The organism is Oceanicola sp. 22II-s10i (genome assembly GCF_002210105.1).
In the GTDB taxonomy this organism is placed as follows: domain Bacteria; phylum Pseudomonadota; class Alphaproteobacteria; order Rhodobacterales; family Rhodobacteraceae; genus Pseudooceanicola.
The window spans coordinates 559,824-576,168 of sequence record NZ_AQQU01000001.1; the positions used below are offsets into that span (position 1 = coordinate 559,824).

The window sequence follows — 16,345 nt, forward strand, 5'->3', positions numbered from 1 at the left end:
ACGAGCCTTAACTTATCGGGAATCCAAATGTCATCTGTTCCGCCTGTCTGTCGTAGCTTTGAAAGTCGTTGGCTCGCTGGACAGCATCCGATACGCCTTCGTAGCCGGATCGAACAATACATGGAACCTCTAGCGTTACCACAAAGGGATAAACTAAGTCGCACGCCATCGTCACGCGGTAGCCACCGCTTTCAGTTTCGGCTTCCCTAGCCCGCCGGACGATCGCCGTCACCTGCGATGACCCAAGTTGATTGCCACTACGAGCGTTGACCAGCGACGACTTTGCTATGGTAGGGCCGTCTTGAACCAGCGTCAGTGGAACGTCTGATCCGCAGACCAACGCGAAGTGCTTCTTCTTCTTCGCGTGAAAACGGCTCGTGACAAACGAGTGCTGCGGAAGCTTGAAGCTCCTTCCGTCGGGGGCGTAGGCCCGTGCCCACACCGCGACCTCGTCAGGCTCGACGTCTTGCTGGCGCGGCGCCGATTTGATTGGGCTGAAGAGAACCTTCGGCCGCGCGTCACTCTCCAGCAACGCCCCAAGCGACGCAGCAACACTGTTCCCAATGCCCCAAAGAAAGACGCCGCCGTTCGCGGCTCGCTCCTGCTCTTTCCGCTCGAGGATTTCGTCGAACGACTGACCCGCTTCTGTTCCGTATCTAGTCCACACAAATGTCCCAGGCAGGTCCATCAAACTTCTCTCCTTGGCTACCGCGACTATTCATGCATATTCACATTCATGCAAGAGCTACATGAGAAATTGCGTCAGCTTGCCGCCACGTCGGGCATGACACAGAAGCAACTCGCCGCCCACTTCGGCGTGAGCCAGCCAACTATTTCAAGACTTTTCCGTGGCCTACCCGTAAGGCACGGGCCCGCCCACCGTCGGATAGCAGCTCAGCTTGAAGCCCGAAGCCCTGACGATGCCGAATATTCATATATTCACCTTTCCAAGACCGACAACGTCATTAGCTTGGCGTCGCTAAAACCTCAAAGCGCTAGAGAAGCGAATGCATTGGACAAACTGATCCAGGCATTGAATGAATACGTCGCAGCTAGAAGAGGGCAAAGTCGTGAAGACTAGTTCGAAAGGCTTCCGGGAAGAGCTCGCTGCGCTAGGCATCTCTTCTCCAGCCATCTCCGCTGTTTGGCCAAATTGGTGGAGCGACGATGCAGAGAGCTCGAAATCCGCACAAGCAGAACTTCGGTTTACGGTGGCCCGTCGCTTGGGGCTATCACCAAAGTCCGTCATTGGCGAGGCGCAACCTGAGTTCGTCTGGAAGCACGAGGCGAAGTTTAAGGGCCTATCCAACTATGGCGGCGGGGAACAAGCAGCGCTCACATCTTTTGGTGTCGCACTCACACGCCACCTTAGAAAGGGCGTACTCTACCAAAATGATCAAGTGCCAGACGCGAGCACACTTCGCCGCGCAATCCTCAAGAACGCGCCTTTCGTACGCCTCCAAGACCTTTGCGCTGCATCTTGGGGTTTGGGCATCCCAGTAATTCATTTGAGGGTGTTCCCGCTCGCCGCAAAACACATGGTCGCCATGGCCGTTCGAGTTGAATCTGGGCATGCAATCTTAATCGGCAAGGATGCAAAGTTCCCAGCTCCAACAGCCTTCCATGTAGCTCACGAACTGGGGCACATCGCGTCCAGCCACCTCGTTGATGGAAACGCAATCGTAGACCTCGAGGAAGTCCTAACGGCTGATGAAGATGATGCTGAGGAGAGAGAAGCAGATGAGTTTGCTCTAGAACTGCTTACCGGGCAAAGCACTCCAAAGCTAGAATACAATGAGCCTCCAAGAAACGGCCTCGAACTCGCCTCCGCAGCATTGCGAACCTCCAATGAAAGAGCGATAGAACCGGGCACTATTGCCCTCTGCTACGGGCACCAGACCGGAAACTGGCGCGTTGCCAACGCCGCCCTTAGTCACATCTACGAAAAAAAAGGAGACGTTTGGCGTTTTCTCAATCTAGTCGCGCAACGGGAGCTGAACTGGTCTGCATATCAGGACGACGAGGCTGCGTATCTGAAAGCCATTCTGGGAGCGCCCAAGGTTGGTTGAGGCGGTAGTTGACAATGACGTGGTTGAAAAGCTCTCTCGCTGGGCCGTTTCTGCCGCTCTGCCTGATGCCCTAAAGGTTCCCGTCTCCGAAATTGGGTACCTAGCGACTCTGAAATTTGTAGTTGGGAAGCGAATCGCTACCTTAGCGTCCTGCGAAGCAAAGTCTGCCCTTGCGAACTTCCTTGCCATGGGCTCTGAGCTCGAAGCCACCGACGAGGAGATAGAGCTTGCCGCGGAGATCGAGGCGGCCGCTATTGACAGCGAACTGGATCTGGACGCCGGCGAAAGTATCCTGATCGCAGTGTCTCTGAAGCGAGATGTCAAGAAGCTTGCAACTGGAGACAAAAGAGCTGTTTGCAGCTGCCAACCGCTCTCACAAACCCTCAATTTGATCGAACCTCTTAGAGGGCGAATCATCACGCTAGAGCAAATCTTAGCTCAGCTAATTCGCCAGTTGGACTTTGGCGAACTACGCGGGAAGGTCTGCGGCGACCCTTGCGATAAGACTGCAGGAATCTGTTTCGGGTGCTCTTCGGAAGGCTCGTCAGAGACTTCCGCACTAGATGCGCTCCTAAGTTATCAAAAGCATCTGGCCAAGGAGTCCTCTGAGTTTACAGCGCCCAACCTAGCCAGTTGACCGAAGGAAGACCGCCCAGGGATCGCACAGCTCCGCCGTCAGTCCGATTTTCAACCTCTTCTCTTCTGCCGGATTGTTCACAAGCGCTTCGGCTTCACGCACATTGAGACAGGCTTTGTCTACCCGGCCTCGGACATACTGACTACCTAGGCGTCCAGCACTCCTGCCCACCGCCACCTCGGTGGCCGCCAATGGCAGGTCAAAGTCCGCCAACTGGAGCTTCTGAATACAAAGAGCAAAACGGGAGCCAACAGCATTGATGCCGGCGGGGACCGGTTTCCAGGTCAGGCCGTCGACGGAGAATTCGTCCGCTCGAATCGGCTCGGCAAAGTGCTTGGAATCCATCGGCTCCATGCAAAGAATGATCGGGCTCCCTGCTTCTGCATGCTCCTCCGCGAATGGCTGAACCATCGTGACGGGGTGGCAAGTGTTACCTCCATATCCCCACATCGCGAACCCCTCGTCATCGATCTCTTTTTGCTTTCGCTGGATGATGTCTTCCAGGTCCTCATTCGCGTGCGTCCCCACCTTCATGAAGATTACACCTGCGCCCGGCTTAAGAATCTCGTTCATGCAGCCCCTCCAGAAGCTCTAGCTTGTACTCCGTGTCGTGCGCCTGACCATAGTTCAAGGATTTCAACTCCCGAATATAGCGGACCTTTGGAGCCTTTGTTCTGCCATAGAAATTCTCGAGCCGCAGCTTGTCGGTAACTGGCTTGCTCACGCGCTCCGTCGAGTTCCCCGGCCTGGATCTAAAAAGCAAATTGCAGGACCGTAGATCGGGGGCGTCATCTAGGTGATAAAGATGCAGCTCTGGTTGCATTCTAGCTACGTAGAAGCCACTCTCTGCTGCATGTCGCTGCACTTGGGCAAGAACTTCTTGCGGCCACGGCAGCTCACGGTCATCCGCAATCACAACCAAGCCCTCGCCAGAAAGTGAGACGGCCTCCATGCCACGGTCAACGAACAGATTGATGCTCAACCCATTGTTGTACTGGCCCCAAGGTGGGTTAGTGTAGAAGCAATCAAAGTCAACTAGGTCGTCTGGCAACGCATCAAGCACATTGTAGAGCCGCGCGTCCAAGTTCTCCAACCTCTCCTTATCCGCAAAGCGCTTTACAGCGTTTACAATCCTCTCATCGAAGTCGAGAACCATCACCTTGCTGGGGCCGTATTCGAGGACTTCGCGGCTCTTGAGGTAGGACACGCAGACGCTTATCGCATCCCCATCACCAACGAAAACCAGACGCTTGCCGTCAGTCCAGCGAGCCACGAACTCGCTTTGCATGACCATATCCCCAGCTTTCATGTAAATTTGATCGAATTCCCGTAGCGGTCTCGGACGGTTTTGAATGACGTCAGAGACAGCATTCATAGCGTCTCGCAAATCTATCTCAGGCATTCCATGCAACCCAAAGAAATCATAGAGCGCAAAAGATTCCACACTAACCCTGAAACGCCTAGGAAATATTTCCACCTAAGCCTCTCCAAACCTGATCGAGGATTTGGGGCGGGCGCCCGTCTCACAACCCGATGCCGCACTGATCGCAGCACTTCATTAGGATCAGACACGCAGAAGTCGCGAACCTGCGGACCAAAAAGGCAAGTGCAACGGTATCTACGGGCTTGATTAGCCACCCCTCGCAATTCAACTATTCATCACACCGGGTGTGGTTGGCGTGTGTGGTTAACGTGTGTGATCGACAAGAGAGACTGCGCCCCAACCACATGTAATCGAACGATAAATTTTTTCTCTTGCATCATGGCGGAGGAGGTGGGATTCGCAGCGCTACATTTGTGGCCTCTAGAAACGGAAGGTCCACAAACGAGTCCACAACCTCGCTGTTGTGTCAGGTAACTATCTGATATATATACAGTTAAATCTGTGCCACGCACCTCTCCTGGGCACCATACATACGAACAAGCCGCATGAACCTGTCAGGTCTGCGGCTTTTCTTTTTTCCTGAAGATATGTGCGATAAATTCGGTGGCCCAAGGCACCATTGCCCCGAGCGGAGCAAGGGGCCACGCAGCATGGCGGGCCCCGGCCTTTCAGAGACTGTCCGTCATCATGTCCCGCGAACGGAAAGCGCGGCGCGGGGGGAGGTGGGACAGACCTGTCCTCTCAGTTCCCGGTGAACTTCGCCGCCCGCTTTTCGAAGAATGCCGCCCTGCCTTCGGCGTGGTCCTCCGAACTGAACATGAGCGCCTGAATTTCGCGTTCCCGCATCAGCACATCGTCCAGACCGGACGACAGAACCGACCGGGTCAGCGCGATCGGCAGCGGAGCCTTGTTCGCGAGGATGGCGGCAAGCCGCTGCGCCTCTTCCAGCGTGCCGCCTTCCGGGACGATCGAGTCGACAATGCCCCAGTCCAGAGCCTGACCGGCGTTGAACGCCTCGTCATAGAGAAAGATCTGCCGCGCGCGCCCACGCCCGACCCGCGCGGGCAGGGTGTGCAAAATCCCGACATCCGGCGCCATGCCGATACCGCCATACCCGGCCTTGAAGCGGGCGGTCTCGGCCGCAACGATGGTATCGCACAGCAGCGCGAGCGCGAGCCCGCCCCCGACCGCCCAGCCCTCGACCGCGGCGATCTTGGGTTTGCTGCTCTGCGCGAGAAGGCGCACCAGATCGTGGACGATCCGCATGCGGTCCAACGCCTCGCCAATGGGCTTGTGGCCCATCGACGTGACGTCCCCGCCCACGCAGAATACGCCGCCCGCACCCGAAAAAACGATCACCCGCACATCGGGGTCGCTTTCCAGCTCCCTGAACTTGTCGAGAAGCGCGAGGCGCATGGGGATCGAGAACGCGTTCCGCTTTTCCGGGTCATTCATGAGCAGGGTGACGACACCGCCGCTGCGCGTTTCAATAATCATGCGCCTGGCCTATTCCTGTTTCTGTCTTTCCGGGACAGGGCGTCGACGGGCTTGTCCCGCTGGCCCCGCCCTTGTTCATTTACCGGTCCCGCGATGTGTGCCTGCACATGCCGCGGACCCACAACATCGAAAGAATGATCTTGCATGTTGAATGCTATTCCGTATCCTGAATCACGTCAAGGGAGCGAGGGCGTCGTGCGATGACCACGGACAAACCCAAACCGGTTCCGGCCATCCGGAACGCGGCCATCATCCTGCGCTATCTTGCGCACAGCGGCGAGGCCGAGGGCGTAACCACCATCGCGCGCTCAACCGGGCTGAGCGTGTCGAGCACGTTCACGATCCTCAGGACGCTTGCCGGTGAAGAGCTGGTCAGCTTCGACCCCGAGACCAAGACCTACCGGATCGGAATGGGGATGATCGGGCTGGTCAGCCCGCTGCTCGCGGCCGATCCCTTCGACATTGTCCGGCCTACCGTGGCCGAGGTCGCCGATGATCTGGGCGTTATGATCGCACTCTGGCAAGTGACCGAGGACGAACATTTCATCCTCCGCTACAGCGTGGTCAGCCGCCTGCCGTTGTTCGTAAGCATGCGCGAGGGCGCAAGGGTTCCGGCCTACGTCGGTGCCGTCGGGCGCTGCTACGCGGCCATGACGGGCATCACCGAAGCCGCGACCCGCAAGAAGTTCGACGGAATCCGGTGGCAGAATCCGCCGTCGTTCGAGGACTACTGGCGCGATGTCGAAGCCTGCCGCGAGACGGGCTTTGCCTTCGACTATGGCAACCTTTTCACGGGCGCCAATTTCGCCGCGACGCTGGCCTGCGATCAGGGCGGACGGCCACGGATCGGCCTCAGTTCCATCAGCCTGGCCGGACAGTTCACACAGGACCGCATGCAAGACATCGCACTCCGGCTGAAAGACCTCGCAAGGCGTATCGAGGCGAATGTCTTCGGCGCGACCGCGCCATCCGACAGGAGAAAGCAATGAACACACAACACGACCCCAAGCCGAATTTCGGCACGCTGGTCGGGATGAAACGGCTGGAGTCCGGCTCGGGCACCTGCGTGCTGGAGCTGTCGCTCCGGCCCGAGCACTGCAACATTAACGGCACCGTCCACGGTGGTGTTCTGGCGACGATGCTGGACACGGCGGGCATGTGGGCCGGCGGACCGGACGGACAGCCGACACCCGGTGCGACCGTGTCGATGACCTGCAACTACATATCGGCCGTGCCCTTCGGCAAGTTCGACAGGCTGGTCGCCCATGCCCGCCTGACCAAAAAGGGCCGCCGCCTGTATTTCTCCGACATCCATATCCTGGCCGAACCGGGCGAAAAGCTCGTCGCCAACGGTCAGGCCATCTGCGCCGTCGCAGCCGAGAGGACAGAGACTTCGACACCGGCCTGATCCGCCGACCGCAATCCTGAACAGACCGAGACCCTCTGATCACCGGGCATGACTCCCTCATTCCCGCAGGTAACGCACGTCGCTTTCACCGCAGCGTGCGAACGGATGGTCTTTGCCTGACGCCAGCCGGGCCCGGCGGGTCCGGTGCGCAAGACAACCGAACGTGTGACCGCCTCGCGACCTCGCGAACCGGCGCAACGCACGTCTCAAACCGCAGCCCCGCTGCACACTCTTGGAGGAGACCTCATGAAGACCAGAACCACCTTGTCCGCCACCGTCATGGCTGCCAGCCTGCTGGCCGCCCCTGCCGTCGCGCAGAACCTCGAATACGGGAACTTCCTGCCGCCCACGCACCCCAGCAACGTGTTCGCGCTGACCCCGATGTTCGAGGAGATCGCCGAGAAGAGCGGCGGCAAGCTGAACATCAACCTGCAGGCCGGCGGTGCACTGGCCGGGCCCAAGGACACGCTGTCGGCGATCGAGACCAGCCTGATCGACGGCGGCTTCATCGTCTCGATCTACGTCCCGAACGAGATCCCGCTGAACAACGTCATCTCGGACATGGTGATGGTGATGGAGGATCCAGTGACCATGATCGGCGCGCTGAACGAAACCGTGCTTCTGGACTGTCCGTCCTGCCTGGAGGAATACCAGAGCCACAACGTCACCTACCTCGGCTCCTATGCCACGACGGCCTACAGCCTGATGTGCAAGGAACCGGTGCAGACGCTCGCGGATATCCAGGGGCTCAAGATCCGGTCGTCGGGTGATGCCTATGGCCGCTGGATCAACGAAATGGGCGGGATCCCCGTCAGCGTGGCGACGTCGGAAGCCTACGAGGCGCTCCAGCGCGGGCAGCTCGACTGTGTCTTCGGCTCGATCGGCTGGCTCAAGTCGCTGTCGCTCTGGGACGTGTCCAAACATGCTCTGCGCCAGGAAATGGCCGGCTTCGGCGGCGGCGCGCTGGTCGCCTTCAACACCGCATCCTGGGAGGGGCTGACCGACGAGGACCGCGCGATGATCATCGACGCGACCCCTTCGGCCCTTGCCCGGCTCGCGGTTGGCTATGTCGAGGAAGATGACGAAGCCGTGGCCGAAGCGGCCGAGCACGGTGTGACGGTCTACGAGAAGGACGCCGAGATCGACGCCCTGCTGACGGAATACAAGAAGTCCGAGATCGCGGCCGCCGTCGAGAAGGCCGGTGAGCGCGGTGCCGAGGGCGCACAGGAGGTGGCGGACGCCTTCGTCGCGAATATCGCCAAGTGGAAGAAGATCTCGGAAGAGGTCGGCGGCGACGTCGCCAAGGTCGAAGAGGCCCTGCGCCGCGAGATCTATTCCAAGCTGGGCAACTGATCCCGGCCCAAAGTCACCGGACCGGGCGCGCACGGCCGCGCCCGGTCCGACAGAGTTCACCCCGATGCCGAAAGTGAAGGAAATCCCATGGGCGTACTGAGCGGATTGAAGATTATCGAAATGGGGGCCATCGGTCCCGTGCCCTTTGCCGGGATGCTGCTGTCGGACATGGGGGCCGAGGTCATCCGCATTGACCGCACCGTGCCGAGCGGCCTCGGCCTGCCGCGCGAACCGAAATACAACATCACCTCCCGCGGCCGCCGCAGCATCGCCGTCGACATGAAGACCGAAGCGGGCCGCGCGCTGCTGCTGGACCTGATCGGCAAGGCGGACGCTCTGATCGAGGGCTTCCGGCCCGGCGTCATGGAGCGCCTCGGCGTCGGCCCGGACGAAGCGCTGGCGGTGAACCCGCGCCTCGTCTTCGGACGGATGACCGGCCTCGGCCAGACCGGGCCAATGTCCAGGGATGTCGGGCACGACCTGAACTACCTCGGCCTCGCCGGCGCATTGTCCACCATCGGCCCCAAGGACGGGCCGCCCTCGGTTCCGCTGAACCTCGTGGCCGATCTGGGCGGCGGGGCGCTCTACCTCGTCGTCGGTGTGCTGGGCGCGCTGCTGGAGGCGAAGACGTCGGGCAAGGGACAGGTGGTCGACTGCGCGATGGTCGACGGGGTCAGCTCTCTGGTCGCGACCTATCACGGCGATGTCGCCGCCGGTCGCTGGGTCAGCGAGCGCGAGAGCAACATCGTCGACGGCGGCGCGCCGTTTTACCGGACCTACCGCACCAGGGACGGGCGGTATGTCAGCGTCGCGGCCATCGAGGCGAAGTTCTTCCGCGAGCTCTGCGAAGGCATGGGCATCGACCCTGCGGACCTGAAGGAACAGTATGATCGCGACGGCTGGCCCGACATGCGCGCGCGGTTCGAGGAGGTATTCGCGTCGAAGACGGCGGCGGAGTGGGACGAGGCGATGAAGGATCGTGATGCCTGTTTCGGGCAGGTCCTGGCGCTGGACGAGGCGCAGGTGCATCCGCACATGAAGGCGCGCGACGCCTTTGTCGAGGTCGACGGCGTCCCCCAGCCCGCCCCTGCCCCTCGTTTTTCGCGGACACCGTCGGAGGTCCGGGGATCGGCACCGGTCGACGGGGCCGACACCGACGGCATCCTCGACGACTGGGGTTTCGACAGATCCGCGCAGGACGCGCTCTGGACCAGCGGCGCGCTCGGCGCGCGCAAATAGGCACAATTCAAGAAATAGGAGAGCCAAATGTTTCCCAATGCCTTCAACGGCATGACCTGCCTCGTCACCGCAGGGACCTCGGGTATCGGTCGTGAAACCGCGCGGCTGTTCGCCGCCTCGGGCGCGGCCACCGTCATCGTCAACGGACGCTCGCCCGAGAGTGGCGAGCGCGTCCGGTCCGAGATCGCCGCAGCCTATCCCGAGACCGAGGTGCTGTTCGTCTCCGCCGACCTGACCGATCCGGCGCAGCTGCGCGACATGTTCGCGTCGATCCAGGCCAAGGTCGGCCGCCTCGACGCCTTCGTGCATTGCGGCGGCGCGCAGGTGAAGCCGGGGTTCTTCGCCAATCTCGATGCCGACGACGACCAGGCGCATTTCGACGGCCACGTCCGCAGCTTCATGAACTGCTGCCGCGCGGTGATCCCGATGATGACCGAAGGCGGATCCATCGTCGCCGTCGCCTCGGACGCGGGCAAGCTGGCCACGCCGGCCGAAACCCTGATCGGCGCGATGAAGGCGGCGGTCATCATGTTCTGCCGCACCCTCGCGCTCGAGGTGTCGCGCCAGAAAATCCGGGTCAACGTCATCACGCCGTCGATCATCGCGGACACCAAGTCTTACGACCGCGTCATGGCGACCGAGGCGGGTGCGCGGATCTTCGGCAAGGCCGCGTCCAAGGCGAAACTGGGCGTGCCGACCCCGGTCGATGTGGCGCCGACCTGCGTGTTCCTCGCCAGCCCCTACAGCAGCCGCCTGACCGGGCAGGCGATCAGCATCAACGGCGGCATCTCCGCCGCCTGATCCTCGGCCCTCCGGAAATACGAAAGCCGTCCGCCAGCAAGGCGGACGGCTTTTTCATCTCGCGGAAGCAGCCCTTACCGATCGGGCCAGTAGGGCCCGCGCAGGTCCTTCTTCAGCACCTTGCCGATATCGCTGCGCGGCATCTCGTCGAGGATCACAACCTCTGACAGACGCTGCGTCTTGCCCAGCCGTTCGTTGGCCCAGTCCCGCAGGGCCTCGGCCCCGGTGCCGCCGCCGTTGCCCAGCACCACGAAGCCGAGCGGCGTCTCGCCCCATGCCTCGCTGGGGACCGCGATCACGGCAGCCTCGGTGACATCCGGGTGCTTCATCAGCACCGCTTCGAGGTCGGCGGCGTAGATGTTGAACCCGCCCGAGATGATCATGTCCTTCTTGCGGTCGGTCAGGTGGATGAACCCGTCCTCGTCGATCCAACCCATGTCGCCGGAACGGATGAAGTGCTGGCCCTCGGGGCTGGTCCAGATCAGCTCCTCGGTCTTTTCCGGCAGGTTGTGATAGCCCGGCATCATCGACGGCCCGCGCCCGACCAGTTCCCCGAACTCGCCTTGCGGCAGCTGGTTTCCGGCCTCGTCGATGATCCGGATGTCGACGCCTTCGCCCGGCTTGCCGACGGTGTCCCACTTGTCCGGAAAGGCCCGGTAGTTCAGCGAACAGGACACGCCGCCCTCGGTCATGCCGTAGACCTCGATCAGGTCGCCGGGCCACTGCGCCATCGCCTTCTCGATCGTCGGACGCGGCAGCGGGGCCGAGGTCGAGATCTTGCAGACGTAGCTGCTCAGGTCGTGGTCGCCGAAGGTCGGTTCGGCCAGCAGGCGCATGTATTGCACCGGGACCAGCACGGTGTGGGTCAGCTTGTGGCGCTCTGAAAGCTCAAGGAACTTGAGCGTGCTGAACTTGGGCATGACGAACAGCGTCGCGCCGAAGATCAGCGTGGGGACAAGGCCCAGCAACGTCGTGTTCGAATAGACCGGCGTCGAGATGATGAAGCGCGACTCTTCTGTCAGACCGAAGCGGATGACGCGGGCCAGCTGGCGGGAGCGGAACCGGTGTTCGTGCACGATCCCCTTGGGCAGCCCGGTCGTGCCCGAGGAATAGATGATGTCGAACAGGTCATCGGGCACCACATCCGCGGGCTCCGCCGGGTCCGCGTCAATCGCCCAGTCGAACAGAAGGGACAGGTCGAGGACCTGCGGCGCGCCCATCCCCTTGGCGGTCTCCATGAACGCGGGCGAGGCAAACAGCAGCTCCGCCCCGCTGTCCGCCATCATCCGCTGCAGCGACTCCGCGGTGGCCGAGATCGGCAGCGGCGCGACGCAGGCGCCGGCATAGACCACCGCCGCGTAGATCACGACGTTCTCGAGCGAGTTCTCGGACAGCGTGGCGACGATATCGCCCCGTCCAATCCCCTGCGCGTTCAGCTTGCCCGCCACGCTGGCGACCATCGCCCCGAAGTCGTGCCAGCTGACCTCGCGTTCCTCGATGACGATGGCGGGCTTTTCACCGAGCCGCGCCGCGTTCTTGGCGATGGAGTGGCCGAGGCTGAAGAAGGTCTCGTTTTCGACGTCGGGCGGGATGAAACGGAACATGCGTGTCCTCGGATGATTGGCGGTTTCGGGGTGTTCGGTCACGGCGACGTCAGCCGCGCACGCCGCTTTTCGGCTGTCCGCAAGAGGCAGCGGCTATCGTGCACTCAAGACTCTCGCTGATAGATTCTTGCATGCTGAATGTTATTCGACACGCTGAATAAGGTCAAGAAAAGCGCAGAGCATGCGGACCGCAAGATTATGAAAAAATATCGCAATCACAATTAGATGGCGCGGACGCTAAGACGCCCGCGCTCAGGTCGGAATTACCTACGCAACTGAACCGTTACATCAACCCCATGCGCTTGCCGATCACGTTGCGCAGGATCTCGTTCGTGCCGCCGCCGATCGGGCCGACGCGGGAGTCGCGCCAGAACATCTGCATCATGTGATCCATGCTGTATCCGGCGCCGCCCATGACCTGCATTCCCATGTCGGCACACTGCACGTTCTTTTCGGTGGTGAAGATCTTGGCCACGGCCGAGGCCTGCGAACAGTCTGCGTCGGCATCCAGCAGCTTGGCCGCGCGATAGGTCAGGCCACGTCCGGCGTCGGTCATGATCTGCATGTCCACCAGCTTGTGCGCCACCGCCTGATAGGAGGAGACCGGATGGCCGAACTGCACCCGTTCGCGTGCATAGCCGGATGCATAGTCCACGATCCGCTGCATGTTGCCGACCGCCGAGGCCGAAAGGCAGATCCGTTCGAGGTTCAGGCCCAGCATCAGCTGCCCCCAGCCCCCGTTGATCGTTCCCAGCATGCGGTAGGCCGGGACGCGGACGGAGTCGAACGTCACGGTGTTGGCGTGGATGGTCCGCCGTCCGAGCGTCTTCATCGGCGTGATCGACACACCGGGCGCCTTCGCGTCCACGACGAACATGGTGATCCCGCGATGCCCGGAGTCGGGGTCGGTCTTGGTCACGACGATCAGCTGGTCCGCCACATGCGCACAGGTGATGTACATCTTGTGGCCGTGGATGATGAAGTCGTCGCCATCCGCGCGGGCGCGCGTCTTGATGCTGGCCGCGTCGGATCCGGTGTCCGGCTCGGTCAGGCAGAAAGCCATCTTGCGGGTGCCGTCGATGATGCCCGGCAGGATTTCGTCCCGCAGTTCGGGTGTGCCGGCGACCTGAACGTGACGCCCGCCGTAAAGGACCGAGGTCAGGTAGGCCGAGGCGAGCTGCGTGTTGTGGTAGGCCACCGTCTCGATGAAGAAGGTGAAATCCTCCATCGAGGCGCCGAGGCCGCCGTTCTCCTCGGGGTAGAGCAGACCCATGTACCCGGCCCGAGCCAGCGCCTGATAGGCTTCTTCCGGGAATTCCCGCGCCTCGTCCATGCGCAGGGCCACGTCGGGCGGCAAAAGCCGCCCGATCATCTTGCCGAGCGAGTCCCGCATCAGCTTCTGGTCTTCGGTCAGTCCGAACTTGTCCATTCCGTCGAGCATGCGGGCTCCTCCCTTCTTGTCTGCGCGGTCTTACTGCGGGCGGCGGCGATAGAGCAGCGTCGCTTCCATCTCCTGCACGGCTTCGCCACGCTGGTTCCGGCAGGTCCGCTTGAGCGTGATGACACCCTTCTCCGGCTTGCTGGTTTCCTTCTTGTCCAGAACGGTCTGCTCCAGCCGGATGGTGTCGCCGTGCAGAACCGGCAACAGCATCTTCCAGTTGTTGATCTGCAGCAGCGCCAGCAGGGTGCCGTCGTTCACGCCGCTTGCGTATTGCAAGCCGCCCATCACCGCATAGATCAGCGGGCCGTGTGCGATCGGCTCTCCGAACTGCGTGGTCTTGGCGTATTCGAAGTTGGTGTGCACCTCGTTGAAGTCGCCGCTTAGGCAGGCGAAGTTCACGATGTCGGTCGAGGTGATGGTGCGCGCCGGGCTGACCATGGTCTCACCCACTTCGAAATCCTCGAAATACTTGCCGCGCGGCTTGGCTTCGGTCGTCATCTCATTTGCTCCTTGATGTGATGGTATCTTTGTGTCGGCTCAGCGCGGTTCGCGGCCGAGGATCAGCGTGCAATGCGACGACAGGATGCCGCCCTCGTTGTGGACGATGCCCACCTCGGCGCCTTCGACCTGTCGCGCGCCCAGACCGCCGCGCAGCTGGCGCACCGCCTCGACGATGCCGAACAGGCCACCCGCCGCACCGGCATGGGCGTGGGACAGCATCCCGCCATGGGTGTTGATCGGCAGCGCGCCACCGACATTCGCCGCACCGGAGGTCCAGTGCGCGATGCCCTCGCCTTCCTTGCCCAGGCCCAGTTCCTCGAATTCGAGGACCGGCACGATGCTGAAGCAGTCGTAGAGCTCGGCAAAATCCATGTCCTGCGGCCCGAGGCCCGCCATGTCATAGGCGATGCGGCTGGATTCCTTGGCGCCGAACTCGGTCAGGCTGGGGGCGCACATCAGGTGCTCGTGCGTGTGGTGTTCGCCGATGCCGTGCAGGTAGATCGGCTGACCCTTGAGGTCCTTGGCCCGCTCGGGCGAGGTCACGATCATCGCGCCGCCCGCGTCCGAGATCAGGCAGCAGTCCAGCATGTGCAGCGGATCCGCGATCGGCTTGGAGGCCAGAACGTCCTCGGGCGTGATCGGCTTCTTCATGTGGGCGTTCGGATGCAGCAGCGCGTTGGCGCGGGTCACGGCGGGCACATGCGCCAGATCCTCGCGGCTGAGGCCGTACTTGTGCATGTAGCGCTGCGCGATCATCGCGTAGAAGGCGGGGATCGAAAAGCCGTAGGGCTGTTCGTAATAGGGATGCCCCACGGCCAGCAGCGCGGCCACGGCCTCGTCCCGGCTGGTGCCCGTCGCGCGGTTCTCGCCCGCGCAGATCAGCACCGTTTCGGCCTGCCCCATGGCGATCGCCTCGGCCGCGTGCTTGAGCATCACGGCGGGCGAGCCGCCGCCAACGATGACCGATGCGTTGAACCGCGGCTTGATGCCGAGGTATTCGCACATCACGCTGCCCAGCATGAAGTAGGGCTCGGTAAAGGAATAGGCGGTCAGCAGGCCGTCGATGTCCGACGGCTTCAGCCCGGTTTCCTCGAGCGCCCGCATCGCCGCCTGCGCGTTCAGGCCCAGCCCGGTCATGCCGGGGACCTTGCCGATGTCGGACTCGCCGACGCCGACGATCGCCACGGAGTTTCTCAGAGTGCCATCAGGCATGTGTCAGTTCCTTCCTGTCAATTCGAACACGGCCACGCGGCCTGAAATCAGCTGGCCCACCGGTCGAGATCCCGCCCGATGAGTTCCTTCTGGATTTGAGAGGTGCCGCCGCCGACCGTCCCGTTGCGGGCATCGCGCCAGTGGCGCTGCATGTCGTGGTCGTAGGTGTAGGCGGCGCCGCCGAGGATCTGCATGCCCTGCGTCGTCACCCGTGCCAGCATCTCGGACACGAACAGCTTGGCCATGCTCGCCTCGGTCGCGCACGGCATCCCCTGATCGTAGCGCCACGCGGCGTTCTGGGTCAGCCAGCGGCCCGCTTCGACATCGGTCGTCATCTCGGCCAGCATGTGCTTGATCGCCTGGAAGTCGCGGATCGGTCGGCCGAACTGGTTCCGTTCGCCTGCGTATGTGATCGCGTCGCCAAGCGCGCAGAGGGCGCAGCCCATGTAGTTCGCGGCCAGCATGATCCGTTCGCGCTCAAGATGCGCGGTGATCGCCGCCCAGCCCTTGTTCACCTCGCCCACCACGGCATCCGCCGGGATGCGCACGTCGGACAGGAACACCTCGTTGGTGCCGATGATGTGGCGGCCCACGGTCTTCATCCGCGTGACCGTGACGCCGGGGGCGTCGTTCGGCACGAGGAACAGCGAGATGCCGTCGCGCTTGCTGGCCTCGGGGTTGGTGCGGGCGGCAAGGATCATCACGTTGTCCTTGGCCTTGGCGCCGGTGGAATAGACCTTCTGCCCGTTCAGCACCCAGTCATCCCCGTCGCGCACCGCGCGGGTCTTGAGGCCCGCGGCATCCGACCCGGTCTCGGGCTCGGTCAGCGAGAAGGACAGCTTGACCTCGCCGTTCGCGACGCGCGGCAGGTAGCTTTCGCACTGCGCCTTGCTGCCGGAATTGGCGAGGATCGCGGCGCCCCATGCCTGCAGCGCCAGCCGCGTCGGCAGGTCGACGGACATGCGCCCGAATTCCTGAAGGACCAGCACGCATTCGGCCATCGGGTTGCCCGTGCCGCCGTAGGCCTCGGGCACGAACATGCCCACGTAGCCCGCGCGCGCCATTTCCTGGTAGAGCTCTTCGGGAAAGACGCCCTCTTCGTCCCACGTGCGGACCTTGTCGCGGGGACAGTGCCGCGCGACGAAAGCGGCGGTCTGTTCCTGGATCAGCCGCTCCGTGTCGGTCTGTGAGAAATCCAT

At 62.2% G+C, this 16,345-nt stretch carries 17 protein-coding genes; 8 read left to right on the forward strand and 9 right to left on the reverse strand.

The annotated features are described in order from the left end of the window. Positions 1-7 precede the first annotated feature (7 nt). On the reverse strand, positions 8-688 hold the full coding sequence (locus ATO6_RS02855; protein WP_088622419.1) for a hypothetical protein: 681 nt from the start codon (positions 686-688) through the stop codon (positions 8-10). 48 nt (positions 689-736) lie between these two features. Here ATO6_RS02855 and ATO6_RS25570 point away from each other — a divergent pair, with 48 nt between their 5' ends. The 3 genes from ATO6_RS25570 to ATO6_RS02870 are packed head-to-tail and all read left to right on the forward strand — an operon-like array spanning position 737 to position 2,706. Further along, positions 737-1,081: a helix-turn-helix transcriptional regulator gene (locus tag ATO6_RS25570; RefSeq protein ID WP_088622420.1), complete on the forward strand. Its 345-nt coding sequence runs from the start codon at positions 737-739 to the stop codon at positions 1,079-1,081. Further along, positions 1,038-2,069: an ImmA/IrrE family metallo-endopeptidase gene (locus tag ATO6_RS02865; protein ID WP_088622421.1), complete on the forward strand. Its 1,032-nt coding sequence runs from the start codon at positions 1,038-1,040 to the stop codon at positions 2,067-2,069. Before ATO6_RS25570 ends, ATO6_RS02865 begins: the two co-directional genes overlap by 44 nt. Then, complete coding sequence (locus tag ATO6_RS02870) at positions 2,062-2,706, forward strand: hypothetical protein (RefSeq protein WP_141101920.1); 645 nt, start codon at positions 2,062-2,064, stop codon at positions 2,704-2,706. Before ATO6_RS02865 ends, ATO6_RS02870 begins: the two co-directional genes overlap by 8 nt. Here the strand turns inward: ATO6_RS02870 and ATO6_RS02875 are convergent. From ATO6_RS02875 to ATO6_RS02885, 3 genes are all read right to left on the reverse strand, one after another. After that, positions 2,695-3,279, reverse strand: coding sequence for a hypothetical protein (locus tag ATO6_RS02875; protein ID WP_088622423.1), 585 nt, complete (start codon positions 3,277-3,279; stop codon positions 2,695-2,697). The two genes, ATO6_RS02870 and ATO6_RS02875, sit on opposite strands and share 12 nt — an antisense overlap. Beyond that, on the reverse strand, positions 3,263-4,108 hold the full coding sequence (locus ATO6_RS02880) for a bis-aminopropyl spermidine synthase family protein (RefSeq protein WP_088622424.1): 846 nt from the start codon (positions 4,106-4,108) through the stop codon (positions 3,263-3,265). The genes ATO6_RS02875 and ATO6_RS02880 overlap by 17 nt, the downstream gene beginning before the upstream one ends. A gap of 723 nt (positions 4,109-4,831) precedes the next feature. Next, positions 4,832-5,587: an enoyl-CoA hydratase/isomerase family protein gene (locus tag ATO6_RS02885; protein WP_088622425.1), complete on the reverse strand. Its 756-nt coding sequence runs from the start codon at positions 5,585-5,587 to the stop codon at positions 4,832-4,834. Positions 5,588-5,787: 200 nt separating this feature from the next. Here ATO6_RS02885 and ATO6_RS02890 point away from each other — a divergent pair, with 200 nt between their 5' ends. The 5 genes from ATO6_RS02890 (at position 5,788) to ATO6_RS02910 (ending at position 10,388) form a co-directional block, all read left to right on the forward strand. After that, positions 5,788-6,576, forward strand: a complete 789-nt coding sequence (locus ATO6_RS02890; protein WP_088622426.1) for an IclR family transcriptional regulator — start codon at positions 5,788-5,790, stop codon at positions 6,574-6,576. After that, a complete protein-coding gene (locus tag ATO6_RS02895; RefSeq protein ID WP_088622427.1) occupies positions 6,573-6,995 on the forward strand; it encodes a PaaI family thioesterase in 423 nt (140 codons plus the stop codon). The genes ATO6_RS02890 and ATO6_RS02895 overlap by 4 nt, the downstream gene beginning before the upstream one ends. A gap of 246 nt (positions 6,996-7,241) precedes the next feature. Further along, a complete protein-coding gene (locus tag ATO6_RS02900; RefSeq protein ID WP_088622428.1) occupies positions 7,242-8,348 on the forward strand; it encodes a C4-dicarboxylate TRAP transporter substrate-binding protein in 1,107 nt (368 codons plus the stop codon). A gap of 87 nt (positions 8,349-8,435) precedes the next feature. Continuing rightward, entirely contained in the window at positions 8,436-9,587 is a 1,152-nt protein-coding gene (locus tag ATO6_RS02905) for a CaiB/BaiF CoA-transferase family protein (protein ID WP_088622429.1), read from the forward strand. 27 nt (positions 9,588-9,614) lie between these two features. Further along, on the forward strand, positions 9,615-10,388 hold the full coding sequence (locus tag ATO6_RS02910) for an SDR family NAD(P)-dependent oxidoreductase (RefSeq protein WP_088622430.1): 774 nt from the start codon (positions 9,615-9,617) through the stop codon (positions 10,386-10,388). 74 nt (positions 10,389-10,462) lie between these two features. Here ATO6_RS02910 and ATO6_RS02915 read toward each other — a convergent pair whose 3' ends face one another. From ATO6_RS02915 to ATO6_RS02935, 5 genes are all read right to left on the reverse strand, one after another. Further along, positions 10,463-11,992 (reverse strand): class I adenylate-forming enzyme family protein, encoded by a 1,530-nt coding sequence (locus ATO6_RS02915; protein ID WP_088622431.1) that lies wholly within the window; start codon positions 11,990-11,992, stop codon positions 10,463-10,465. Positions 11,993-12,275: 283 nt separating this feature from the next. Further along, complete coding sequence (locus ATO6_RS02920; protein ID WP_088622432.1) at positions 12,276-13,433, reverse strand: acyl-CoA dehydrogenase family protein; 1,158 nt, start codon at positions 13,431-13,433, stop codon at positions 12,276-12,278. Between the two features lie 30 nt (positions 13,434-13,463). After that, entirely contained in the window at positions 13,464-13,931 is a 468-nt protein-coding gene (locus ATO6_RS02925) for a MaoC/PaaZ C-terminal domain-containing protein (RefSeq protein ID WP_088622433.1), read from the reverse strand. Between the two features lie 39 nt (positions 13,932-13,970). After that, complete coding sequence (locus ATO6_RS02930; protein WP_088622434.1) at positions 13,971-15,146, reverse strand: hypothetical protein; 1,176 nt, start codon at positions 15,144-15,146, stop codon at positions 13,971-13,973. Positions 15,147-15,193: 47 nt separating this feature from the next. Further along, a complete protein-coding gene (locus ATO6_RS02935; protein ID WP_088622435.1) occupies positions 15,194-16,345 on the reverse strand; it encodes an acyl-CoA dehydrogenase family protein in 1,152 nt (383 codons plus the stop codon).